Below are 23,234 nucleotides of genomic sequence, written 5' to 3'. Positions count from 1 at the left end.
TATGAAAAATAAAATCATCTTTTTACTATTTATTTTAAGTTATACTGTTTACTCTCAAAATTGTAATATAGGAAATGAGACTGCAACAGGACAATTTACTACTGCAAGTATTAGTAGTAATGTATTAGTTGGCATAAAGGTTAATCTAACAGAAGAAGGTACATTAAGGTCTTTAAATGTAATAGGTAATATTGCTGGTTCAGGAATTAAAATGGCACTTTATGATGATAATTCTGGTGTACCAAATGACTTAATAACTTCAACTAGTGCAAATACTCTTAAAAATGGTATAAATTCTTTTGTAGTAACTCCAAAACTCTTGCCTGCAGGAGATTATTGGATTATGGCTATCTATGAAACTAAAGGAAATAACACCAAAGTTAATTTTTCTGCAAGTGGAAATACTGCTTATTTTAAAAATATAGATTATAATGATGATTTACCAAACAATGCTTCTGACTTTAGTTCGTTTACTGGGCAAGATTATTTATATTATTTAGGAGTTGATTGTGGAAATACCTTATCTAATCAAAATTTTAAATTTAAAAAAGTTGTATTATATCCAAATCCAAGTAATGAATATATTCAGGTTTTGAATTTAGATAAAAAAGCTAATTTTTCTATTATAAATTTGAAAGGACAAGAAATATTAAAGGGAAATATTAAAGATGAAAAGATAAGTATAAAAAACTTGAAACCTGGATTATATTTTATCAAAATTGACAATAAAAAAAACTTGAAATTTATAAAAACATGAAATATTTAATTGCTCTTTTTATGTTTGTATTATTTGCTTCAAACCTAACCGCTCAAAAAAATCCTTTTATCAAAGAGTATTTGGAGAGATTAGAAAATTCAAGAAAATATACATTACTAGTAGCAAAAAAAATGCCTAAAGAAAAATATAATTTTAAAGCTTCAGAAGGGTCATTAAGTTTTGCTCAAAATTTATTACATATTGGGTATGCTATGGATTGGCATAGCCAATCACTTTTAGGAGATAGAAAAGCTAGAACTTGGCAAACAGATACAGTTTTTAAAGTAGCTAATAAATCTAAAAAACAGATGATTACTCTAATAGATGAAACTTTTAATGAAGCTATCAAACTAATTTCAAAATTTGAAATAAAAAAACTAGATGAAAGATTAGATTACTTTGGTTTAAGTAGAACTAAAAGACAAATTTTAATGTTACTTGCAGATCATATTACACATCATAGAGGTCAAATGTTAGTGTATTTAAGATTGAATGATATTGTACCTCCTAGATATGTTTTATTTCAATAAGAACTATTTATTTATAAGAATTTTTCAAAATAACATTCCCTTTTACAGTTGTAACTTCTAATTTATTAAATGTTTTTTTTGGTGTTTTTTTATATTTTCTTTTATAGAGAACACCATTAACTTCAATCTTACCTTGGTTAGAATTTACATCTATTTTTATGTTATTGATATTTGCATAAACATTACCTGAATAAAGTTTAACTATTATTTTGTGTTGTATTTTATTTAGTTTAATAATTCCGTTATCTATGTAAACTGATAATTTATTATTTATACTTTTTGAGGTAACATCAACATTTTCTCCAAAAATATTTATGCTTATTCCTTTTGGTACTTTTATAACTGCATCAGCTCTTTGCAACCTTTTGGTAATAAATTTTCTAAATATAACTTCTCTTGTTTCTGTTCCAGATAGCTCAAATTTTATAGTTACCTGTCTATTTACGGTATCAACTTTTATCAATTGGTCATCATAGTTTTCTGCATATAAAATAACCTCAACAAATTCGTTATTTGAATTTTCAATACTCAAGTGATCTAAACCAGAAGTATCAATGGTAACCACATTAAGTTTTGACTGAAACTGTTTCAGGATTTTTTTCTGTGAAACACAGAAAAAAGTAGTGAATAAAAAAAATATGTAGATAGTTTGTTTCATAAAAAAAGCTTCTGTAAAAGAAGCTTTAATTTGTGTTAGTTATAAATTTATTGTTTACGTTTAGCTTCAATGCTTAAAGTTGCATGAGGTACTAATTTTAATCGCTCTTTCTGAATCAATTTACCAGTAACTCTACAAACGCCATAAGTGCCATTTTCTATACGCAATAGAGCGTTTTTTAAATCTCTAATAAATTTTTCTTGACGAATTGCCAACTGAACATTTTTCTCTTTATTCATTACTTCAGAACCTTCGTCAAAAGATTTAAAAGATGGTGATGTATCATCTGTACCATTATTTGCATCATTTTTATAAGCACTTCTTAATAAAGCTAAATCTTCTTCAGCTCTAGCTATTTTCTTATCAATAATTTCCTTGAATTCTTGTAAGTCTTCTTCTGTGTATTTTACTTTTACATCTGACATTTTCCTACATTTTTTCTATTAATATTCTACTTTTTATGGCATCAAATTCAATTTCTGTCCCATTATTTAATTCATCCACAAAAACCAATTCTTTGGTTAATGTTTCACTCATAATGTAGTCTTTATTATCAGTGATAGATTGTTGTAGGTTTTGATAGTTTAAGACCGTTAATTTAATTTTATCTGTTACCTCTAAACCACTGTCTTTACGAGTATTTTGAATTCTGTTTACCAACTCTCTAGCAACACCTTCTTTACGTAAATCGTCTGTTAAAGTAACATCTAAAGCTACAGTTAATCCGCCTTCATTTGCAACCAACCAACCTTCTATATCTTTTGATGATATTTCTACATCTTCGAGCCCTAAATTAATATTTTTTCCATTAATTTCAACAGCAATGTTTTTATCTTTTTCTATTTTGTTGATATCTTCTTGCGTAAAATTTTTAATTTCTGATGCTACAAAACGCATATCTTTCCCAAATTTTGGACCTAAAGCTTTAAAATTAGGTTTAATTTGCTTGATTAAAATATCTGAAGCATCATCTAAAATTTGAATTTCTTTGATATTTACTTCGTGCTTTATCAAATCTGCAACTGCTAAAATCTCTTCCTTTTGCTGATTGCTATCAACAGGGATCATAATTTTCTGTAATGGCTGACGTACTTTAATTTTTTCTTTGGCTCTTAACGATAATACTAAAGAAGAAATTGTCTGTGCATTTTCCATTTTACGCTCTAAAGATTTATCTACAAAACTATCATCAAAAACAGGAAAATCTGATAAATGAATACTTTCTGAAGTTTCTTTGTGGGTTACAGAATTTAAATCTTGATACAATCTGTCCATAAAAAATGGTGCAATCGGACTTGCCAATTTTGCAATCGTTGTCATACAAGTGTATAACGTTTGGTATGCAGAAATTTTATCGGTTTCATAAGTGCCTTTCCAAAAACGTCTTCTACTTAAACGCACATACCAATTACTTAAATAATCTTGTGTAAAATCGGATATTGCTCTTGCAGCTCTGGTTGGCTCATATTCAGCATAGAATTTATCAACTTTATTGATTAACGTATGTAATTCTGATAAAATCCATCTGTCTAATTCTGGTCTTTCATTTTGAGGAATATCTGCTTCTGCATAGGCAAAACCATCAATATTTGTGTATAAAGAAAAGAACGAATACGTGTTATAAAGTGTTCCAAAAAACTTACGTTTTACCTCTTCAATTCCTTCTAAATCGAACTTTAAATTGTCCCAAGGATTTGCGTTAGAAATCATATACCAACGTGTGGCATCTGCTCCATATTTACCTAAAGTTTCAAAAGGATCTGCTGCATTTCCTAAACGTTTAGACATTTTCTGTCCGTTTTTGTCTAAAACTAATCCGTTAGAAACTACGTTTTTATAGGCTACAGAATCGAAAACCATAGTTGCAATTGCATGTAAAGTATAGAACCAACCACGAGTTTGATCTACGCCTTCAGCAATAAAATCTGCTGGAAAAGATTCGTTTCCATCAACTTTGTTTTTATTTTCAAACGGATAATGCCATTGTGCGTAAGGCATAGAACCTGAATCGAACCAAACATCAATTAAATCTGACTCACGTTTCATTGGTTTTCCTGATGCTGAAACTAAAGTAATTTCATCAACAATATTTTTATGTAAATCTATTTTGGCATAGTTTTCATCTGACATATTTCCAACTTCAAAATCAGCAAAAATATCTGCTTCTAAAACTCCAGCTTCCACAGCTTTTGCCATTTCTTCTTTTAACTCTGCAACAGAACCAATACAAATTTCTTCTTTACCATCTTCTGTTCTCCAAATTGGTAATGGAATTCCCCAATAACGAGAACGCGATAAATTCCAATCGTTTGCATTTGCCAACCAATTTCCAAAACGTCCAGTTCCTGTAGATTCTGGTTTCCAGTTGATGGTTTTATTTAGCTCATGCATTCTGTCTTTTACATCGGTTACTTTGATGAACCAAGAATCTAATGGATAATATAAAATTGGTTTATCTGTTCGCCAACAATTTGGGTAACTGTGCTTGTATTTCTCAACTTTAAAAGCTTTATTTTCATTTTTTAATTTCAGTCCTAGTCTTTCATCAACAGATAAATATTTATCTTGATTTTTAAGAACGTCAACCATTTTTTCTTGTTGATTTTTTAATTCAACTTCAAAATCTTCTTCATTTAAATATTCTGATTTTACATATTCGCCTGCAAAACCATAGACTTCATCTTTAATTTCTTTTCTAAATTTACCTTGTAAATCTACTAAAGGCACTAAATTATCGTTTTCGTCTTTTACTAATAATGGTGGAATTTCTGGGCTTGCTTGTTTGGCAACCAAAGCATCATCTGCTCCAAAAGTGGGTGCAGTATGTACAATTCCTGTACCATCTTCTGTAGTTACAAAATCGCCAGCAATTACTCTAAAAGCATCTTGTTTATTCTCAAAATCTAAATTGAAGTCTAATAATTGTTCGTATTTGATACCTACTAAATCTGCTCCTTTAAATTCATTAATAATTAGCCACTCTTTGGGTTTTGAACCTTTAAAAAGTATATCTGAATCCTTATGCTCTTTTAAAGTCACTTTTCTGCCCACTTCAACTTTTCCATTGTATGGGTCTACAAAATGTTTATGAAATAAATCTTTTGCAAGAATAACCTTATTAACAATAAGTTTATAAGGATTCATTGCTTCAACTAATATATAATCTATTTTTGAGCCAACAGTTAATGCTGTATTACTTGGCAAGGTCCAAGGAGTAGTTGTCCACGCTAAAAAATAAATATCACCTAAATCTTGTAAAAAATCTGGCAACGTTTTATTTATCGCTTTAAACTGTGCAACAACTGTTGTATCTGTTACGTCTTGATAGGTTCCTGGTTGATTTAATTCGTGAGAACTTAAACCTGTACCTGCTTTTGGTGAATATGGCTGAATTGTATAGCCTTTGTAAATTAATTCTTTGTTATAAATCTGCTTTAGTAACCACCAAACAGATTCCATATATTTTGGTTCGTAGGTAATGTATGGATCATCCATATCTACCCAATATCCCATTTTTTCGGTTAAATCGTTCCAAATGTCTGTGTAACGCATCACAGCTTTTCTACATGCTGCATTGTAATCTTCTACCGAAATTTTCTTACCAATGTCTTCTTTTGTAATCCCTAATTCTTTCTCAACACCTAATTCTATTGGCAAACCATGCGTATCCCAACCCGCTTTTCGCTTTACTTGATACCCTTTCATGGTTTTATATCTAGGAAAAATATCTTTAATAGCTCTAGCTAAAACGTGGTGCACTCCTGGAAGTCCGTTTGCAGAAGGTGGCCCTTCAAAAAACACATAAGGTTCTGCACCTTCTCTTGTAGAAACACTTTTTTCAAAAATGCTATTTTCTTGCCAATAATTAAGAATTTCTTCTGCTACTTTTGGTAAGTCAAGTCCTTTATATTCAGGAAATTTCGCTTTCATTTTATCTCTTTTCTGATAAGGATGCGAATTTATGAATTTTCTTTAAATTAATACATATAGGTTGTGAGTAATATACACTTTACAATCCTCTTTCATTCTTAATCTTCTCATAAGCATCTTGAATGCTTTGAAACTTTTCTTTTGCTCCTTTTAGATGTTCATCTCCCAAATCTCTTAATTTATCTGGATGGTATTTTTTAACCATTTTTCTATATGCCGTTTTTACTTCATCATTAGATACAGATTTGTCTATTTCTAAAATCTTATATGCATTCCCAGATTCATCATAAAACATAGCTTTTATAGATTCAAAATCATATTGGTTAATGTATAAATAGCCAGCTATTTTTTTTATCTCATCAACTTCATTTTTTGACACAAATTCATCAGCTTTTGCAATTCCAAATAAAAAATGTAACAATTGTAAACGAGATGCATGAGACATATGCTCTCTAATTTGAATACATACTTGACGTGCAGAAACCTCTTTTTTTACTATTGCTTTAAAAAGTTTAAAAGCATTATTCGCTCTTTCTTTTCCATACATACTCAAAAATTGAGAACGTACAAAATTAAGCTCTCGCTGATCTACTTTACCATCAGATTTAATTACAATAGAAGCCAAAACTAGCAAACTCATTTCAAAATCTCCTGATTGTGTATTAGAGTGTGTTTTAGTTGTTCTCCTTGGTTTACCTCTATCATAGTCTATTTGTTCTTGCTTAAAACCTTCAATTTCAAACTTATCAACAAAACTACCTAATGCAAAGCCAATTGCTGCTCCTATTGGTCCTCCTAAAGTAAAACCCAAACCTGCTCCTAACCACTTGGTAAAACTTCCCATAAAATTTATAAATTTATCTCCAAATATAAACAATCATTAAGTTGTGTTGATTTTTTAGTTCGAAAAAATATTTTCTTACGCAACCATATCTGTAGAATATCATCTACTAAAAAAGATAACATTTATGAAATCAAAAAAACTTATTGCACTTTTTACGTATTTAATAGTTTTTATTGGCTGTAAAGAACAAAACAATGATATTATCTGTACTCTTGAATTTGTATATGGTTTAAACATTACTTTAATTGATGCTGAAACTTCTAAACCCATAGAAGGAAATGTAAAGGTTGTTATTAAAGATGGTAATTATGAAGAGGTTTTACAAGGTGTTGAGTCTGGTATTCCATTTTTTGGTGCTGGAGAAAGATCTGGAACGTATACCATAACAATAACATCGAATAACTACAAAACTTTTGTAAGCAACCCAATAGTTGTAACTGCTAATGAATGCCACGTAATAACAGTAACCAAAACATTTAATTTAGAGCGTAAAATTTAGAATTATTATTCTTTATAGTACTATCTAAATTGTTGTTGATTTGTTATTTATAGTTAGCTGTAATTTAATTAAATTTGCAATATTAAAAATCTAAATATTTAGAATTATGTATCCAGAAGAATTAGTAAAACCGATGCGTAACCAGTTAATTGACGCTGGTTTTGATGCATTATATACCGCAAATGATGTTGATAAGGCTTTAGCCAAAGAAGGAACAACTTTAGTAATGGTAAATTCTGTTTGTGGTTGTGCAGCAGGTACTGCAAGACCTGGTGCTATAGCATCTTTAGGTGCAGATAAAACACCTGATAATTTAACAACAGTTTTTGCTGGTGTAGAAAGAGAATCTACGCAAAAAGCTCGTGAATATATGATTCCTTTTCCACCTTCATCACCTGCAATTGCACTGTTTAAAGATGGTAATTTGGTACACATGCTAGAGCGTCATCATATAGAAGGTAGATCTGCACAAATGATAGCACAGAATTTAGCTGCTGCTTACGAAGAGCATTGCTAAAGAAAAGATATAAGAATTTTTAAATTCAAGAAACAAGATAAAAACCATACAAATTGTGTGGTTTTTGTATTTTTATAAAAACTATAATTATGCCTTCAATATTATCAACTTATACCAAAGAAGAACTTTTAAAGAAACTAAAAAAGCAAAAGAAAATGACTTTTGTACAAGGTTTTTTGGTATTTTTAATGATTATCGTTGCTATTTTTTCTACTATTGAAGAGGGAGTCTCTTATTTAACCTTTTTACCTCTATTTTTTATACCTATGCTTTTTGTGATGTTAAATGAGGTGAAAAAAATAAAAAAAGAATTAGATTCAAGAAGATAATATGTTGAAAAATATATCTATCAAAACTATTTTTTTAATTGATGCAGTTGGTGCTTTATTATCAACCTTTATTTTAGGATTAGTTTTGGTAAAGTTCAACAACTTCTTTAAATTACCAAACAATATTCTCCTTACTTTTTTTTGTATAGCATTTATGCTAGGGGTTTATTCATTTACTTGCTTTTTTACCATCACTAAAAATCATAATTTTTTTCTTAAAATTATTGCATATTTAAATATCAGTTATTGTTTGTTTACTCTTGTTTTATGTTTAATTTATTTTGATAAGCTTACATTCTTTGAAAAAATCTATTTCTTTGTAGAAATCATTGTTATTTTAATACTAGCTTTATGGGAATTGAGAATTGCAAAAAAATTTAATTTATACCAAAAATGAATCAAGAAAAACTAATAACAAATACTATCGAATTTGTAAAAGAAGAGCTTAAAGATGCAGAAGGTGGACACGATTGGTTTCATGTAGAGCGTGTTTTTAGAAATTCTTTAGCAATTGCCAAAGAAGAAAATGTAAATATTCTTGTAGTTTCATTGGCGGCTTTACTACATGATATTGCTGATCCTAAATTTTATAATGGAAATGAAAAAATTGGTCCAAAAAAAGCTAAAAAATTTCTAATTAAACAAAAAGTACCTAAAGAAATTGGGAAACATGTAGTGAAAATCATCAAGCATATTTCTTTTAAAAATACCTTTCAAAAAAATAAAAAACAATTTTCTTCTATAGAATTAAAAGTTGTACAAGATGCTGATAGATTAGACGCTATTGGAGCTATTGGTATTGCTCGTTGTTTTAATTATGGTGGATTTAAAAATAGACCCTTGTATGACCCTGAAATTAAACCAAATCTAAATATGACTAAAGAAGAATATAAATCTTCTACTGCACCAACAATTAATCATTTTTACGAAAAATTATTACTTCTAAAAGAGAGAATGAATACTGAAACAGGGCAACGAATCGCTACTGATAGACATTTATTTATGGAAAATTACCTTAATCAATTTTACGATGAGTGGAATGGTGTTTTGTAAATTTTTAATTTTCCATAGCTACTTCTAGAGCAGTAATTTTATACTCTAAAATAGATAATTCCTCACCTTTTTCTATAATTTGTTCTATCGTTAAATTATTACTTGTGTTGATGTGATCGACTATTTCTTTACTCTTAAAATTATAGTATTCTAGTGCTTTATTAATTTTATCATCCATAATTATTGTATTAAATCTTTAATTTCATTTCTATATTTTGATGCACTTTTACCTACAAATTCCTTGAATAGCTTATTGAAATGAGAAAAATTATTAAACCCACACTCAAAGCTTACATCTGTAATACTCATATTACTTTCAGATAATAATTTAGTGGCATGTACAACTCTATACTCATTTACTAATTTTGTAAATGTTTTGCCAGTTGATTTTTTAAAATATCTACAAAAAGCTGGCACTGTCATACTTACCAAATTAGCTACTTCATCTAAACTAATGTGTTCTTTAAAATTCTCATTAATATGCTTATAAATAACTTCTATTTTATCACTATCTTGATGTATCGCTTCGAAGGCATAACCATCAGCATTTAATAGAGTATAGTCATCTGTTTCTGCTAAATCGTTTAATATTTGTACAAAAGATGTTATTCTTTCTACACCTTCAAGTTCTATTAATCTCTGAATTTTAGCTCCAATCCTCTTTTTTATTTCAATATTAAATCTTATCCCTTTTTTTGCTCGCTCAAAAAGTGCATTAATAGCAGTCATTTCAGGAATCTTAAAAAACTCTTTTCCTAAAAAATCTGGTTTAAACTGAATTAAGGTTTCAGAACCATTGGTAGTTAAACGATCTAAATAACCCACATGTGGTAAATTTGAGCCTATTAATACTAATTGACTATTGTTAAAATAGCTTATATGATTTCCAATATGTCTTTTCCCTTTTCCTTTATTTACATATACAATTTCTATCTCTGGATGAAAGTGCCAAAAAGGTGTATTCGTTTTTAAAAACTCTTTGTGGTTTTTTACTAATAAGGAAGTACCAAAGTTTGGAGTAATTTTTTCTAACGTTGGTTTTTTATTCATCATGTCACAAAAGTACAACTCAAAAGATTCAAATTCTACATAGAATTAACAATATTGTATTCTATTTTAACTTTACATTAAATTAACAATCGTAAAGTTGTTAATTTAGTATACAAACATACCAATTTTGTTGTTTTCGACTAGCTTCTTCAGTAATAACTTTGCAGTATAAATTTAAAACTATGGTAAATAGAGAAAACATTTTATTAATAATAGTAATTATAGCTTTTGCAATTTTAGCTATTGCACAAATTGCCGCAATTATTTATTTGTTGGCAACCAATAAGAAAGAAGAATATATTAATTAAACCTAAATATTATGAAAACAATGAAAAGAAAAATATTAATAGTAGTTTTTATGCTGACAGCAATGTTTAACTACGCAAACAGATTAAATGAAACTTTATCAAACTTGAATATAGAAAAAGTAAGGGTCGAATTCAAAAATGTAAAAAAGGGAGATTTTTTAACCATAAAGAATGAAGATGGTATAACACTTCATTCGGAAACTATTTCTAAAGAAGGAGTTATAAACAAAGTATTTGATTTTTCTAATTTAACAGAAGGCAACTATGTTTTTGAGCTTGAAAAAGATTTTGAAATTAAAATAAAATCTTTTAAAGTAGAGGATGGTAAAGTAATATTTAACAAAGATTCAGAACAAGTAATTTTTAAACCAGTAGTAAGAAGCAAAAGTGAGTTATTACTTATATCTAAAATTTCTTTTGATAAAAAACCGCTACAAATCGTATTATTCTTTGAGGGGGAAAAAATTTATTCTGAAACTGCAAAAAGTACCACTATTTTAAACAGAGTTTATAAGCTAGATGCAGATAAAAAAGGAAATTACAAGGTAATTATTTACAATAATGGTAGAAGTTATACCAAAAGATTCAAAATTTAAAAAATTGTTTATTAGTTAATTGTTGAGTTTATATAAATTAAACTCAAAGAAAACGAGCCAAAATTGGCTCGTTTTCAGTTTTTAATTATTTGGAAAATTAGGTTTTCTTTTTTCTAAAAAAGCAGTTGTACCCTCTTTAAAATCTTCTGTGCCAAAACAATTACCAAATTCTTCAATTTCAATATCAAAACCATTTATTCCGTCTTCAAAATTTGCATTTACTGCTGTAATAGCTGCTGTAATAGCAACTAAAGAATTTCTCATAATTTTACTGGCAATTTTTTCGGCTAATGGTATTAATTCTTCTTGAGAAGTAACATGATTTACCAAACCCCAATCTTTAGCTTCATCTGCAGAAATCATGCCTGCTGTCATAATCATTTCCATAGCTTTTCCTTTACCCACCAATTGTGGTAAACGTTGTGTGCCTCCATAACCAGGAATTACACCTAAAGAAACTTCTGGTAAACCCATTTTTGCATTATCAGATGCAACTCTAAAATGACAAGCCATTGCCAATTCTAAACCTCCACCCAAAGCAAAACCGTTCACGGCTGCAATAACTGGAGTTGATAAATTCTCAACTAAATTGAATAACATCTCTTGTCCTTTTCTAGCTAAACTACCACCTTCATTTACAGAAAAATGAGCAAATTCAGAAATATCTGCACCAGCTACAAAGGCTTTTTCTCCTGCACCTGTTAAAATGATTACTTTTATATTACTATCTTCTTCTAAAGTTTGAAATACATTTGATAAATCCTCAATAGTTTCCTTATTTAAGGCATTTAATTTTTTAGGTCTGTTTATAGTAATACTTGCAAGACCTTTATTTTGAGAAACTAAAATATTGTTGAATTTCATTTTTATTGATATTAATACCTTTCGATTATTCTAAAGGTAATGGTTATTATATTATTCTTTAGGCAAAATTACAGTAAAAATTGTGCCTTCACCAACTCTTGAACTAAATGAAATAGTACCATCATAAGCTTCAATTATATTTTTTATCATAGGTAAACCTAATCCCATTCCACTTGATTTTGTCGTAAATTTAGGTTCAAAAATTAAATCTTTTACTTCATCAGAAATCCCTTTTCCATTATCAGAAACCATAATTTTAATATTTTTAGTATCTGATAAAACTTTTACTTCTATTTGTGGTTTCTCTTCTTTTTCTGATGCTTGTAAAGCATTTTTTACCAAATTCGTTACAATTCTAACTAATTGTGTTTTGTCTAGGTTGGCGAATAACTCTTCTTCTTGGGGTTTATATGTAATAAAATCTTCATAGAAAATATCTAATGCTAATTTTACAACACTAATCACCTCAATTTTTTCTCTTTTTTGTGATGGCATTTTAGCAAAATCTGAAAAAGCGGATGCAATAGAACTCATTACATCTATTTGTTGAATTAAGGTTTGGCTATATTCTGCTAATTTCTCTTTGATATTCTCATCTTCTGGGTTAAACTTTCGTTCAAAACTTTGTACAGACAAACGCATTGGTGTTAACGGATTTTTAATTTCATGCGCCACTTGTTTTGCCATTTCTCTCCAAGCTTGTTCTCGCTCACTTTTTGCTAGTTTCACAGCACTTTCTTCAAGCTGATCTATCATGTTATTATAGGCATCAACCAATACTTCTATCTCTGAGCTTGCAGAACCTAAAATAATTTTTTCATTACGCTCATTTAGCTTCGTTTGTTGCATTCTATCTGAAATAGTTTTGATAGATTTTGTAATATAACTTGATAAAAAATAGGCAAAAATAATAGCGATAATAAACATGATAATGTAAACTAAGCTTAATCTATAAATAAACTCTTCTAGTTCGTCTTCGATCTCTGTATTATCTTGAGTAAACTGAAGTTCTAAAATACCAATTCGTTTAAATTTAGGATCGTTTATATACGTATAAGAAATTTGATAACCCATACCATCTTTCACGATAGGAATTAATATTCTATGACTAGAACTTTGTGCAAGTTCATTGAGAATTTCATAACTTAAAGGCGGTATATTTTTATCTTCAAAAGCATTAACTTTAGAAGATGCTAATAAATTACCATGCAAATCGAAAATAGAAATATTTAACTTGTTTATTGATGAAATTTCATAAATTCGTTCTTGAAATATTTTTGTTAAATTTTCTGTATTAACAGGATATGTTGTTTTGTTGGTTAGTTCAAGTTCAATGGTTTTTATAGTGGTTGCTTCTTTTCTTTCAAAACGTTGAATATTATAATCTTTAGTTTGCTCATCATATTGATAAATTGTAACCACCAGTATTAAAATTGATGCCAATAACACCAACAGTGTCATTGATAAAAAGATGCGTATTCGTAAAGAAATTTTCTTATAATTAAACAATTTGCTAGTCTATTTTTATACGTTTTGTTTTCATGGTTAAAAAGTCATCAAACTTACCATCATTATCCCAATCAAATTTACTTTCTCCTAAAAAACCTTCTTGAGTTTTGGTAATGTGATAACCAACTTTCATATTTCTATTATTATAAAAAAACTCAACAAAAAGAGAATCGTTTTTTACAGACCAAGTACCATCAGAATCAGAAATTTTTTCGCCTTTTCTATTTACAAACCAAGCATTAAACGTACCATCTTTGTTGTATTTAGATTGTGCTATAAGTTCTGGATTATTATCAAATTTGTCTTCATAAACATTTAAAGAATCTGTGTTCTCATAAGTTGGCATTTCTAATTTTAAATAAATGGTTTGCCAAGAGTCTGCCATATATTCTTTGAGTGATTTTTCTTTAGAACAACCAACAATAAGCATTCCAAAACAGCAATACATAAAAATATTTTTGAGTTTCATAAATTGTCTTTAGTAAAAATTTACATCACAATATAATTAATATTCTTGTTAAGAATTTATTAAAGGTAAAAACTTACTTCTAAACTTAAAAATTAATGGTAAGCCTCTTGCTAAAATCCAAAGAGTAAAAGCTATCCAAATGGCTACCAATTTATAGTCTAAATAATCGAATACTAACAATGTTGGGATAAAAACAAATGCTGTAGAAAGGATTAATAAGTTTCGTAAATACTTCATAAAACCCATTCCTTTAAACATTCCATCAAAAATAAATGTTAATGCACTTATTGGCTGTGTGAGTAAAACTATCCAAAAAACATGATTAAACGCTACTAAAACATTTTTTTCTTGGGTAAAAATCTCTCCTATGTAATTATAAAATAGAAAACCAAAACTCGCAATTAAAACTCCAGTTACAATCCCATATTTTGTTAGTTTATTGCTTAATTTAAGTAAGGTTTTATAATCTTTTGCTCCTAGTAATTTTCCTGCTAAAATATTACCTGCACTAGAGTAGCCATCAATCATAAAAGCACCTAACAACCAAATATTAATACCAATTGTATAAGCTGCAATGTATTCCTTTCCATAATCTGTAGCGTAAGCTGTTGCAAAATATAAAGCTGTATTTAATGCAATAGTTCTGATAAATAAATTACCAATCATACCCAATAATTTTGGAATTTCTGAATGAAAAGGCAAACTAATTTTTAACGAAATACTTGTCTTTTTAATCAATAAAATCAAAGAAATTACAGCCATAGATATCTGTGCAAAAACACTTGCATAAGCAGCACCTTCAATATTCATTGCAGGGATAAAGCCTTCAATACCATAAACTAAAATAATATCTAAAACAATGTTTAACAAAGCTCCAACAATAGCAATAATCATTGGGTAAAACGTGTTTTGCAAACCTCTAAAAACCCCAAAAACTGCAAATACGAAAAGTGAAAATGGAAAGCCGAAAATTCTGATTTCAAAATAAGATATACAATAGTTTAAAACTTCTCCAGATGCATTGTAAAATTGAAATATTTCTTTGGCAAAAGGGTAAGAAATAGCCAAAACGAATAAGCTACCTAAAACTACAATTGTAATAGCTTGTATGGGTAATCCTTTTATTTCATCAATTTTATTAGCTCCTAAATATTGAGAAACTATAGATGATATTGCACTTCTAATTTGTCCAAAAACCCAAATTAGCATAGATATAAATGCACCAACAATACCTACAGCAGCAAGGCTTTCTGTTGCATTATTATCTATATTACCAATAATTGCAGTATCTGTAATAGATAATAAAGGTTCTGCAATACCTGCTATTAATGCAGGTATTGCTAATTTGTTAATTCTTTTAAAACTTATATCTGTCTTCAAGAAAAAATTTTTGCAAAGGTACATATCTAAAAATGAGTTTTCTCTTTTACTGTTTGAAAAATGAGTAACTTTGCAACATTAAATTTTAAGTTATGCAACACATTTTAGTACCTATAGGATCTACAGAAAACGCTAAAAATACATTACAATATGCTATTGATTTTGCTGCTGAAGTAAACGCAAAAGTATTTGTTTTTAGGGCATATAGTTCTCAATCGAAAGCAGGGACTATGATTAATATTGATGCCATTATTGAACGTGAAACTAATTTGTATTTACGAACAATGGTAAATGCAGTTGATAGAAAAAACGTTGAGGTAAAACTAATTTCTGCCAAAGGTTCTGCTGTTGACAGTGTACTTGCTGTAGATGAAGAATTAGGTATAGATTTGATTATTGTAGGTGCTAAAAGCAACTCGATAAAAGAAGAAATTTTTCTAGGAAGAACAGCAGGTAGTTTAGTAAAACAAACAGATTTACCTGTATTAACTGTACCAGAAGAATATCAGTTTTCTAAAATAAATAGTATTTTAATGGCATTTAAGTCTGGAATGATAAAAAGTAAAACTGCTTTAAAACCACTACAACATCTTGTTAAGAAATTTAATTCTAATGTAAATTTGTTGCTGGTAAAAACACCAGAATATACTGAAGAAGATTTAATTATTCACGAAAACTTGAAAACACTACAAACTACTTTAACTGTTACAGAAAACAGAACTACTTTTCAAGGGGTTTTAGAACATTTTCAAACTCATAATCCTGATATGCTTTGTGTTTTTAGACGTAAAAGAGGCTTCTTTCAAAAAATTTGGGAGAAAAACACAATTCTAAAAGAAGAATTTCATACTACAGTTCCTTTATTAATTTTAAAAGGGGAATAATTTAGTTTTTATTTTTGAGGTGTAAATGATAAAACTTCAAGAGAAAAATCTAAACCGCTTACACAAAAAACTTGTTCAGAATAATATGATATTGAATTATAGTTAAAATCAGTAACTATTTCTGCTAAAGGAACAAATACAAAAATCAAAATAAGGAAAATAGACATTAATTTAACGCTGTTAGACTCCTTATCAGTTTCTGAATAATGTATTATAAGTTGATCAAAGTTATTTTCCATTAATCAAAGGTAATTAAAATTAATACTTCAAATCAGCAGGTTCTATAAAAGGAATATTTATATCAAAAATTTCAGTGATATAAATCTTTACTTTTTCTATAAACTCTTCTAATTTCTCTTCTGTAATGTCTAATTCTTTTTTTCTATAATTTGATGAAAAATTAACCCCTAAAAACCTACTATTCAGATTTTTAAATGAATAAATTCCTGCTTGAATAGGTTTGGAAAAATCAAATTTTTTGTCTTTTGTATAACAATAAACATACAGTAAAACTTGAATTGCTTTTAAGTGTTTTTCATCACGTAAATTCTCAAAATCTGGTACTCTTAAATTACCACTAGTTACTGTACCAGTTTTGTAATCTATAATTCGTAAAACACCATTCAATTCATCAACTCTATCTACTTGCCCATGCAACTTTATAGGGAAACCTAAACCATTAACTATAATTTCTGTAGTTAACGTTTCTTCTGTTGCTATTATCTTTAATTGATTATTTTTATCAGCAACCAATTCTCTTTCCTTATTTAAAAAATTAATTACAAATCTATTGGCTACTTCAAAAATTAAACGATTTTTTCCTGTAGAAATATCTCCATTTTTAAATTCTTCTTTAAAATATTTAATTACTAATTTTTTAGTCTGTTTTTTCATCTCATCAATATGAGCTACAGTCAAAAATTTGTTAATAATAGGTGTGTACAATTCATCTAATGTTTCATGAACTACAGTTCCTAGAGTATTGTATGCAACTGTTTCTTCTACATCATCAAATTCTTTTAATTTTAAAACTTTTTGTTTGTAAAAAGCAATAGGATTATGAAGATAATTAGTTAAAGCTGATGGTGAGATCCCTTTTTTTGCTAGTATTTTTAAAGCGTCTAAAGTAGAATTGTCTTTTTCAATTTCTTTTAACTCTATTTTTTCTGTCACTACTTTTGGAGAAACAATTTTATGTACAATATCATCTCTCATCATTTCTAGTTGGCTCACAAATCTGCTTTTTTCTCCACTTCCAAAAGCATCATGTTCAGTATTATATACAATAAAAACGTTTTTAGCTCTTTGTAGTAATCTAAAAAAGTGATAAGAAAAAATAGCATCTTTTTCTCTATAAGTGGGTAACCCAAATTCGACTTTAACATCAAAAGGAATAAATGAATTTTGTTGTGAATTTGCAGGTAAAATACCTTCGTTAGTAGAAACCAAAATAATGGTTTCAAAATCTAGAACTCTTGTTTCTAGCATTCCCATTAATTGTAAACCTTTTAAAGGTTCTCCTTGAAAAGATAGATTTTCAGAGGCAACCAACTGTTTAAAAAACAAGGCTAATGTTTTTAAATCAGGAAAATATTGATACCTTTCTTCAAAAGATTTTAGCTGATTAAAAATTTTATAAAATCGGAACAAATGTTCTTTTTCTAAAGCATCTACATTATCTTTTAAAAGATTAATAATATTTAAAATTCTTTCAATAAAATTACCTACAGTTTTTAACGGATTAAATAAAGTTATAAAAACCTCTTTTACTGAATTTTCAGTAGTTTCAAATAATTTTTTAATATTATTATTATTAATAAATGTTTGATTTTTTGCTGCAATTTCTTTTGAAAATCTTGAAATATTTGGCACCAAACTTAATATAGATTGATGTTTTAAAAAACGGATAATATCTTTATAGTAAAACTCATTTTTAGCTACTTTTTGTAATTTTTCCTGTGAATTGAATAGCTGAAAAATAGCTAATAGTAGGTTTGTAATTGGTACGTCTTTTAAAGGATAACCCATAGTTACATTTACAGCACTACAGTTTTTAGGTAAGGAGTTTAATGTGATTGGCAACAAGGCTTCATCTGCTAAAATTAAAGCTGTATCTCTAAAATTGGTTACCTTTTCTAAAACTTCTGCAACATATTTTACTTGCGTTACATTTTTTGAAGCTCCTATAACTTCGATATTTTTAGATTCTGAAAAAGAATTTGAAATTGTTTTTAAAGGTTTTTTCTCGTAATATTTCCAGTCTTTTTGATATTTTCTGATAAATTTACCTGCTTGATGATTGCTCTTAAAAAAAACTGTATCAATATCCCAATAAACTTCACTATTCCCTAATTCTAGTACTTTTTGGAACAAAAATTCTTCTGCCTTATTCAGTGCATTAAAACCAATAAAAAAGAATTTTTTATGACTATTTTTATCTAAAAAATCATCTATTTTTTTGCATGACTGTCTATATAACAATCCTTGATAACCTGTATTTTTATCTACTAAAAATTTGTAAAAAGCATTGTAATATTCATTCATTTTTTCTAAAAAATCATAATGATTTTTCATTAATTCAGTTTCTTTAAACTCGCCTTTTACAGACCATTTTCGCAAACGTTGAATATCTCTCAAATACACAAAAATATCTTTTGTATTTACCAAATGTTGGTCAATTTCATTGAAATCTTGTAGTACAGTTATTGCCCAAGAGCTAAAAACATCAAAAGTAACAGGGCTTTTTTCTATGCTTTTATAAACTCCATAAAAATGAAATAATAATTGAAGATTGTCAGCTTTATGGAAACCAGAAACTTGATGAATAAACTCCTCAATATTTAAAATTTCTGGTAAAAAGCCAACATCAATCTTGTCTTTACAGGTTTGCTTTACAAAGACTTTTGCTCTTTGCGATGGTAAAATAAAAACTACATCTTTGAAAGAAGTTGTGTTTTTTAGAATATCATCTACTGTTTCAGAAATAAAAGATTGTATCAATTTTTTTATTTGAATTTGGTTTTCTAAATTACAAAAACTTACTTTTATAGTGCCATAATTTTATATTTTTTTAGATGAAAAATGAATTGAACGTAGTTGGTATTCAGGCTGATTTGTTTTGGGAAAATCCGAAGAAAAATTTAGTGTTTTTTGAAAATGAAATTGCAAAATTATCTAGTGAAACTGATCTAGTCGTTTTGCCAGAAATGTTTACTACTGGTTTTACTATGAGTCCAAAAAATATAGCAGAATCATTAGATGGAGCTTCAGTAAAGTGGATGAAAACTATTGCTAAAAAATACGATTTGGCAATCACAGGAAGTTTAATCATCAAACATAAAAATAATTATCATAATCGCTTACTTTTTGTACATCCTTCAGGAGAAATAGAAACTTATGATAAAAGGCATTCTTTTACGTTAGCTGGAGAAAATAAAGTGTATACTTCTGGAAAAGAAAAATTAATTGTAGATTTTAAAGGCTGGAAAATTTGCCCACTAATTTGTTATGATTTACGTTTTCCTGTTTGGGCGAGAAATACTGAAGATTACGATCTTTTAATTTATATGGCAAATTGGCCTGTAGCTAGAGTTAAAGCTTGGGATACACTTTTAAAAGCACGTGCCATTGAAAACATGAGCTATGTAATTGGAGTAAATAGAACAGGCAGTGATGCTAATAACTATAAATATTCTGGTAATTCTTTAATTATAGATTATTTAGGTAATGAAATCTCTAATTTACCGAAAAATCAAGTTGGAATTATATCCGCTTTTATTAATAGAGAAAAGCAGGACAACATTCGTGAAAAACTAGGTTTTTTGAATGATAGAGATTCTTTTTCAATTGATTTTTAGTAAAAAACCCTCAAAGCCTATATAAACTTACGAGGATTATTTATTAACTAACTTGAATTCGACTTAAAAAATATTGTTAATTAGTTAGATAAGAATTTTGTTATATGAGATTGTTGTCATTTCGACTGAAATGGAGAAATCTTATACTAAATTTGAGATTTCTCAACTCCATTATGTTTCGTTCGAAATGACAATAATCTAATTGTCAATTAAATAATCTATAATAATTAGAAAAGTTATATCGAACTCACGTTAACTAGGTTGTAACATCCATTTGAACTTAAATTCAGTATCTGGTATTTTTATTCTTTCAGTAATTCTATACATTCTATCTGGAAGATTCATTAAAAAATCTCGTGCTTTTTCAGCTTCTGGTGTTAAATTTAATATCTTATCAATCTCCCACATTGAGTTCATTTTCTTTAAAATATCAACATAATCAAAACCTGTGTAAACACCTATTCTTTGTGCTACTGTAGAAAAATCGTCAAATAAACTTCCTTTTGCACCAAAAGATTCTCTTAAATGCATGGCAGGCATTACAATTTTATGTTTCATCATGTGTTGAAAAGCCAACATCATTTCACTTGCATCAATCTTAAAAATTTCTTTTACAAAATGTGCATACGCTTGGTGATGACGCATTTCATCACCAGCGATAATTTTAGACATTTTTGCCAAAGCTTTATGTCCCTTTTTTCGAGCAATTTTAGCTACATTGTTGTGAGAAATATAGGTTGCCAATTCCTGAAACGTAGTATATACAAAGTTTTTGTATGGATCTGTTGAAGTACCAATATCAAAACCATCTGCGATTAAATGTTGTGTAGAAATCTCAACTTCACGCATATTAACTCTACCTGATAAATACAAGTATTTGTTTAATACATCTCCATGCCTGTTTTCTTCTGCTGTCCAAGTTCTTACCCATTTTGCCCAACTATTGTCTGGATCTTGAGAAACACCATCTAAATCTAAAAGCCAAGATTCATAGGTTGGTAAAGCTTCTTCTGTAATGGTATCGCCTACTAAAACTACCCAAAAATCATCATGTAAATCTTTAGATAATTCTCTAATTTCTTCTACTTCTGAAATGAATGAGTTTTCTTGAGAGTTTGGCAAAAAATCTGTAGGTTGCCATATTTTTTCAGCTGGTATTAAATATCTATTTACGAAGTCTTGCATACTTTTTTCTAAAGTTAACATCACTTCTTTTCTTACATTTTTTATCGACATAAATTTATTTGATATGCTCCTTAATTATTGATTCTGTTTTTTCTAATAATTCATCAAAAGGCATAGAATCAATTTTTAAAGGTTTGTGAGTAGTAATTGTAATAGGACTACCTATTCCTAGTGGAAATTTTCCATATTTAAATACTTTCCAAGAATTATTAATGGTTAAAGGTACTACATAACCATCTTTATTATATTTAGTAATAACTTTTAAGCCATTAGTGGCAAATTTTTTTGGTGCTCCTGTTCTACTTCTTGTACCTTCAGGAAAAATAATGGCTCCCCATTTATTTTTATTGATTCTTTTTGAAAAATCAACAAGTGCACTAATTGCTTGTTTTGGGTCTTTTCTATTAATGAGTGCTGCACCTCCATGTCTTAAATTGTAAGAAACACTTGGAATCCCTTTCCCTAATTCAATTTTTGCAACAAATTTTGGATGATGTTTTCTAAAAAACCAACCAATTGGTGGAATATCAAAAGTACTTTGATGATTAGAAACAAAAATTAAAGAAGTGTTTTCTGGTAAATCATATTCATTTTTACAGTAGATAGGAACACCTATAAATAACATAGATTTTACCAAGAAGAAATTTAAAATCGCTACAACTTTTGCATGTGCTTTATACCCAAATAGATTTAAACTTAACCATTGTAATGGATGAAAGATAACTAATAGTAAAATAAATACTACTGCAAAAATTGGAGATAATATATAACTAATAATTTTCATTAACTAAACCAATTGTTCCATGGAATTCTAGAAAGAATAAGAAATAAACCTAAACCATAAAAAATAACAAACATTTTAAACTTACCAGCATCTGTAGTTTTCTTTTTATGTTTAGACCAACCAATAGTAATTAATACGATAGCAAAAATCATTGTTATTGGATGCTCAACTGCTAATAGTCGAGTTGCTTTATCTGCCATAACTTCTGATGCATTACTTTTTAAACCTTTATACCAAGGAGACATAAAATACCATGCTAAACCTATAAGTAGTTGAATGTGAGTAACAATTAACGTAAATAATCCGATTCTTAAATCTTTATTAGTAAATTGTTTTTTTTGAGTAAGCCCTATTATTGCATTTACAACTGCAAAAATTAGTATTAACAATACTAAATACGCCCAATATGAATGAATTTCTTTCATGAAGTTTGTTTTATTTAATGGTAAAGTTACAATAATATCTAAAAAAAACTCCAACATTTCTGATGGAGTTTCTCCGTTTTAAATAATCAAATAATAACTAGCTCTTTAAATTTTTAATGATGTTTAAAGCTTCTCTAGTTTTACTTTCAATTTTATCATAGTCAAAATTTCCATCAGCATCTTTTGCCATTAATTTTGAGCCCATTCCAACACAAGTTACACCTGCATTAAACCAACCTGTTAAATTTTCTTTTGTTGGTGCAACACCACCTGTTGGCATTATACTTGTCCAAGGTTGAGGCCCTTTAACACCTTTTACAAATTGAGGACCATAAATATCGCCAGGAAATAACTTTACAATTTCACATCCTAATTCTTCTGCTCTTGCTATTTCTGTTAAAGTTCCACAACCAGGAGACCATAAAACTTTTCTTCTGTTACAAGCAATTGCAATATCTTCTCTTAAAACTGGAGTTACAATAAAGTTTGCACCTAAAGCCATGAATAATGAAGCTGCTGCTGCATCAGTTACAGAACCTACACCCATTACCATTCCTGGTAATTCTTTGATTGCATATTTTGTTAATTCTCCAAAAATTTCATGAGCAAAATCACCTCTAGCTGTAAACTCTAATAAACGAGCTCCACCATCATAACATGCTTTTAAAACTTTTTTACTTACTTCTATATCACTATGAAAAAATAAAGGAACCATTCCTGTATCTTTCATTACTTGTGCTACTTCTATTCTTGAATATTGTGCCATCTTAAAAAATATGTATTTATTTGATTGTGTATTTGTTTAT

At 28.4% G+C, this 23,234-nt stretch carries 26 protein-coding genes; 10 read left to right on the top strand and 16 right to left on the bottom strand.

The genetic code is table 11. The annotated features are described in order from the left end of the window. Position 1 precedes the first annotated feature (1 nt). Both BTO18_RS13335 and BTO18_RS13330 read left to right on the top strand, forming a co-directional pair. Positions 2–757: a T9SS type A sorting domain-containing protein gene (locus BTO18_RS13335; RefSeq protein WP_105016695.1), complete on the top strand. Its 756-nt coding sequence runs from the start codon at positions 2–4 to the stop codon at positions 755–757. Next, positions 754–1,287, top strand: a complete 534-nt coding sequence (locus BTO18_RS13330) for a DinB family protein (RefSeq protein WP_105016694.1) — start codon at positions 754–756, stop codon at positions 1,285–1,287. The genes BTO18_RS13335 and BTO18_RS13330 overlap by 4 nt, the downstream gene beginning before the upstream one ends. Before the next feature lie 7 nt (positions 1,288–1,294). On the opposite strand, the gene BTO18_RS13325 is transcribed toward BTO18_RS13330, so the two are convergent. From BTO18_RS13325 to BTO18_RS13310, 4 genes are all read right to left on the bottom strand, one after another. Then, entirely contained in the window at positions 1,295–1,945 is a 651-nt protein-coding gene (locus BTO18_RS13325; RefSeq protein WP_105016693.1) for a hypothetical protein, read from the bottom strand. Between the two features lie 47 nt (positions 1,946–1,992). Continuing rightward, positions 1,993–2,370 (bottom strand): TraR/DksA family transcriptional regulator, encoded by a 378-nt coding sequence (locus BTO18_RS13320; protein ID WP_105016692.1) that lies wholly within the window; start codon positions 2,368–2,370, stop codon positions 1,993–1,995. Between the two features lie 4 nt (positions 2,371–2,374). After that, on the bottom strand, positions 2,375–5,875 hold the full coding sequence (ileS, locus tag BTO18_RS13315) for an isoleucine--tRNA ligase (protein WP_105016691.1): 3,501 nt from the start codon (positions 5,873–5,875) through the stop codon (positions 2,375–2,377). A gap of 79 nt (positions 5,876–5,954) precedes the next feature. Then, positions 5,955–6,719 carry a TerB family tellurite resistance protein gene (locus tag BTO18_RS13310; protein ID WP_105017587.1) on the bottom strand — a complete coding sequence of 255 codons (765 nt, stop codon included), beginning with the start codon at positions 6,717–6,719 and terminating at the stop codon, positions 5,955–5,957. Positions 6,720–6,843: 124 nt separating this feature from the next. Between BTO18_RS13310 and BTO18_RS13305 the strand changes: the two genes are divergently transcribed. The 4 genes from BTO18_RS13305 (at position 6,844) to BTO18_RS13285 (ending at position 9,117) form a co-directional block, all read left to right on the top strand. Beyond that, entirely contained in the window at positions 6,844–7,218 is a 375-nt protein-coding gene (locus BTO18_RS13305) for a hypothetical protein (RefSeq protein ID WP_105016690.1), read from the top strand. Between the two features lie 106 nt (positions 7,219–7,324). Further along, on the top strand, positions 7,325–7,735 hold the full coding sequence (locus BTO18_RS13300) for a BrxA/BrxB family bacilliredoxin (protein WP_105016689.1): 411 nt from the start codon (positions 7,325–7,327) through the stop codon (positions 7,733–7,735). Positions 7,736–7,824: 89 nt separating this feature from the next. Then, positions 7,825–8,064, top strand: coding sequence for a hypothetical protein (locus tag BTO18_RS13295; RefSeq protein WP_105016688.1), 240 nt, complete (start codon positions 7,825–7,827; stop codon positions 8,062–8,064). Positions 8,065–8,457: 393 nt separating this feature from the next. Continuing rightward, positions 8,458–9,117, top strand: a complete 660-nt coding sequence (locus BTO18_RS13285; protein ID WP_105016686.1) for an HD domain-containing protein — start codon at positions 8,458–8,460, stop codon at positions 9,115–9,117. Positions 9,118–9,121: 4 nt separating this feature from the next. Here the strand turns inward: BTO18_RS13285 and BTO18_RS17685 are convergent, their stop codons facing one another. Both BTO18_RS17685 and BTO18_RS13280 read right to left on the bottom strand, forming a co-directional pair. Beyond that, on the bottom strand, positions 9,122–9,295 hold the full coding sequence (locus BTO18_RS17685; protein WP_170063273.1) for a hypothetical protein: 174 nt from the start codon (positions 9,293–9,295) through the stop codon (positions 9,122–9,124). Between the two features lie 2 nt (positions 9,296–9,297). Further along, positions 9,298–10,170 carry an AraC family transcriptional regulator gene (locus BTO18_RS13280; RefSeq protein ID WP_105016685.1) on the bottom strand — a complete coding sequence of 291 codons (873 nt, stop codon included), beginning with the start codon at positions 10,168–10,170 and terminating at the stop codon, positions 9,298–9,300. A 179-nt stretch (positions 10,171–10,349) separates the two neighbouring features. Here BTO18_RS13280 and BTO18_RS18150 point away from each other — a divergent pair, with 179 nt between their 5' ends. Continuing rightward, positions 10,350–10,475 (top strand): hypothetical protein, encoded by a 126-nt coding sequence (locus tag BTO18_RS18150; RefSeq protein WP_262904405.1) that lies wholly within the window; start codon positions 10,350–10,352, stop codon positions 10,473–10,475. A gap of 11 nt (positions 10,476–10,486) precedes the next feature. Next, complete coding sequence (locus tag BTO18_RS13275; RefSeq protein ID WP_105016684.1) at positions 10,487–11,071, top strand: hypothetical protein; 585 nt, start codon at positions 10,487–10,489, stop codon at positions 11,069–11,071. An 81-nt stretch (positions 11,072–11,152) separates the two neighbouring features. Here the strand turns inward: BTO18_RS13275 and BTO18_RS13270 are convergent, their stop codons facing one another. From BTO18_RS13270 to BTO18_RS13255, 4 genes are read right to left on the bottom strand one after another with little or no spacing between them, the layout of a single operon-like run. Then, the gene (locus BTO18_RS13270) at positions 11,153–11,935 is read right to left on the bottom strand and encodes an enoyl-CoA hydratase/isomerase family protein (RefSeq protein WP_105016683.1); all 783 of its coding nucleotides are present in this window, start codon (positions 11,933–11,935) and stop codon (positions 11,153–11,155) included. A 51-nt stretch (positions 11,936–11,986) separates the two neighbouring features. Then, positions 11,987–13,396 carry an ATP-binding protein gene (locus tag BTO18_RS13265; RefSeq protein ID WP_105016682.1) on the bottom strand — a complete coding sequence of 470 codons (1,410 nt, stop codon included), beginning with the start codon at positions 13,394–13,396 and terminating at the stop codon, positions 11,987–11,989. Between the two features lie 52 nt (positions 13,397–13,448). Continuing rightward, positions 13,449–13,913 (bottom strand): hypothetical protein, encoded by a 465-nt coding sequence (locus tag BTO18_RS13260; RefSeq protein WP_105016681.1) that lies wholly within the window; start codon positions 13,911–13,913, stop codon positions 13,449–13,451. A gap of 48 nt (positions 13,914–13,961) precedes the next feature. Next, entirely contained in the window at positions 13,962–15,293 is a 1,332-nt protein-coding gene (locus BTO18_RS13255) for an MATE family efflux transporter (RefSeq protein WP_105016680.1), read from the bottom strand. A gap of 92 nt (positions 15,294–15,385) precedes the next feature. Between BTO18_RS13255 and BTO18_RS13250 the strand changes: the two genes are divergently transcribed. Then, positions 15,386–16,177 carry a universal stress protein gene (locus BTO18_RS13250; protein ID WP_105016679.1) on the top strand — a complete coding sequence of 264 codons (792 nt, stop codon included), beginning with the start codon at positions 15,386–15,388 and terminating at the stop codon, positions 16,175–16,177. A gap of 8 nt (positions 16,178–16,185) precedes the next feature. Here the strand turns inward: BTO18_RS13250 and BTO18_RS13245 are convergent, their stop codons facing one another. After that, on the bottom strand, positions 16,186–16,416 hold the full coding sequence (locus tag BTO18_RS13245; RefSeq protein ID WP_105016678.1) for a hypothetical protein: 231 nt from the start codon (positions 16,414–16,416) through the stop codon (positions 16,186–16,188). A gap of 19 nt (positions 16,417–16,435) precedes the next feature. Further along, positions 16,436–19,174, bottom strand: coding sequence for a PD-(D/E)XK nuclease family protein (locus BTO18_RS13240; protein WP_105017586.1), 2,739 nt, complete (start codon positions 19,172–19,174; stop codon positions 16,436–16,438). A 77-nt stretch (positions 19,175–19,251) separates the two neighbouring features. Here BTO18_RS13240 and BTO18_RS13235 point away from each other — a divergent pair, with 77 nt between their 5' ends. Then, a complete protein-coding gene (locus BTO18_RS13235) occupies positions 19,252–20,034 on the top strand; it encodes an amidohydrolase (RefSeq protein ID WP_105016677.1) in 783 nt (260 codons plus the stop codon). Between the two features lie 252 nt (positions 20,035–20,286). On the opposite strand, the gene BTO18_RS13230 is transcribed toward BTO18_RS13235, so the two are convergent. From BTO18_RS13230 to BTO18_RS13215, 4 genes are all read right to left on the bottom strand, one after another. Further along, entirely contained in the window at positions 20,287–21,270 is a 984-nt protein-coding gene (locus BTO18_RS13230; protein WP_105016676.1) for an acyl-ACP desaturase, read from the bottom strand. Positions 21,271–21,274: 4 nt separating this feature from the next. Further along, positions 21,275–22,003: a lysophospholipid acyltransferase family protein gene (locus BTO18_RS13225; RefSeq protein WP_105016675.1), complete on the bottom strand. Its 729-nt coding sequence runs from the start codon at positions 22,001–22,003 to the stop codon at positions 21,275–21,277. Then, a complete protein-coding gene (locus tag BTO18_RS13220; protein ID WP_105017585.1) occupies positions 22,003–22,428 on the bottom strand; it encodes a hypothetical protein in 426 nt (141 codons plus the stop codon). The genes BTO18_RS13225 and BTO18_RS13220 overlap by 1 nt, the downstream gene beginning before the upstream one ends. A gap of 97 nt (positions 22,429–22,525) precedes the next feature. Further along, entirely contained in the window at positions 22,526–23,194 is a 669-nt protein-coding gene (locus BTO18_RS13215) for a bifunctional 4-hydroxy-2-oxoglutarate aldolase/2-dehydro-3-deoxy-phosphogluconate aldolase (RefSeq protein ID WP_105016674.1), read from the bottom strand. Between the last annotated feature and the right edge of the window lie 40 nt (positions 23,195–23,234).

It is taken from the genome of Polaribacter porphyrae, assembly GCF_002954685.1.
In the GTDB taxonomy this organism is placed as follows: domain Bacteria; phylum Bacteroidota; class Bacteroidia; order Flavobacteriales; family Flavobacteriaceae; genus Polaribacter; species Polaribacter porphyrae.
The sequence above is the reverse complement of the archived record's forward strand: the minus strand, read 5'-3'. Positions and strand labels throughout refer to the sequence as shown.

Coding starts and splice junctions, on each gene's coding strand:
- BTO18_RS13325 (WP_105016693.1), bottom strand. CDS start 1,945: ATGAAACAAACTATCTACATATTTTTTTTATTCACTACTTTTTTCTGT.
- BTO18_RS13275 (WP_105016684.1), top strand. CDS start 10,487: ATGAAAACAATGAAAAGAAAAATATTAATAGTAGTTTTTATGCTGACA.
- BTO18_RS13225 (WP_105016675.1), bottom strand. CDS start 22,003: ATGAAAATTATTAGTTATATATTATCTCCAATTTTTGCAGTAGTATTT.
- BTO18_RS13250 (WP_105016679.1), top strand. CDS start 15,386: ATGCAACACATTTTAGTACCTATAGGATCTACAGAAAACGCTAAAAAT.
- BTO18_RS13320 (WP_105016692.1), bottom strand. CDS start 2,370: ATGTCAGATGTAAAAGTAAAATACACAGAAGAAGACTTACAAGAATTC.
- BTO18_RS17685 (WP_170063273.1), bottom strand. CDS start 9,295: ATGGATGATAAAATTAATAAAGCACTAGAATACTATAATTTTAAGAGT.
- BTO18_RS13310 (WP_105017587.1), bottom strand. CDS start 6,719: ATGGGAAGTTTTACCAAGTGGTTAGGAGCAGGTTTGGGTTTTACTTTA.
- BTO18_RS13245 (WP_105016678.1), bottom strand. CDS start 16,416: ATGGAAAATAACTTTGATCAACTTATAATACATTATTCAGAAACTGAT.
- BTO18_RS13335 (WP_105016695.1), top strand. CDS start 2: ATGAAAAATAAAATCATCTTTTTACTATTTATTTTAAGTTATACTGTT.
- BTO18_RS13215 (WP_105016674.1), bottom strand. CDS start 23,194: ATGGCACAATATTCAAGAATAGAAGTAGCACAAGTAATGAAAGATACA.
- BTO18_RS13270 (WP_105016683.1), bottom strand. CDS start 11,935: ATGAAATTCAACAATATTTTAGTTTCTCAAAATAAAGGTCTTGCAAGT.
- BTO18_RS13285 (WP_105016686.1), top strand. CDS start 8,458: ATGAATCAAGAAAAACTAATAACAAATACTATCGAATTTGTAAAAGAA.
- BTO18_RS13330 (WP_105016694.1), top strand. CDS start 754: ATGAAATATTTAATTGCTCTTTTTATGTTTGTATTATTTGCTTCAAAC.
- BTO18_RS13265 (WP_105016682.1), bottom strand. CDS start 13,396: ATGACACTGTTGGTGTTATTGGCATCAATTTTAATACTGGTGGTTACA.
- BTO18_RS13230 (WP_105016676.1), bottom strand. CDS start 21,270: ATGTCGATAAAAAATGTAAGAAAAGAAGTGATGTTAACTTTAGAAAAA.
- ileS (WP_105016691.1), bottom strand. CDS start 5,875: ATGAAAGCGAAATTTCCTGAATATAAAGGACTTGACTTACCAAAAGTA.
- BTO18_RS18150 (WP_262904405.1), top strand. CDS start 10,350: ATGGTAAATAGAGAAAACATTTTATTAATAATAGTAATTATAGCTTTT.
- BTO18_RS13220 (WP_105017585.1), bottom strand. CDS start 22,428: ATGAAAGAAATTCATTCATATTGGGCGTATTTAGTATTGTTAATACTA.
- BTO18_RS13295 (WP_105016688.1), top strand. CDS start 7,825: ATGCCTTCAATATTATCAACTTATACCAAAGAAGAACTTTTAAAGAAA.
- BTO18_RS13300 (WP_105016689.1), top strand. CDS start 7,325: ATGTATCCAGAAGAATTAGTAAAACCGATGCGTAACCAGTTAATTGAC.
- BTO18_RS13305 (WP_105016690.1), top strand. CDS start 6,844: ATGAAATCAAAAAAACTTATTGCACTTTTTACGTATTTAATAGTTTTT.
- BTO18_RS13280 (WP_105016685.1), bottom strand. CDS start 10,170: ATGATGAATAAAAAACCAACGTTAGAAAAAATTACTCCAAACTTTGGT.
- BTO18_RS13235 (WP_105016677.1), top strand. CDS start 19,252: ATGAAAAATGAATTGAACGTAGTTGGTATTCAGGCTGATTTGTTTTGG.
- BTO18_RS13260 (WP_105016681.1), bottom strand. CDS start 13,913: ATGAAACTCAAAAATATTTTTATGTATTGCTGTTTTGGAATGCTTATT.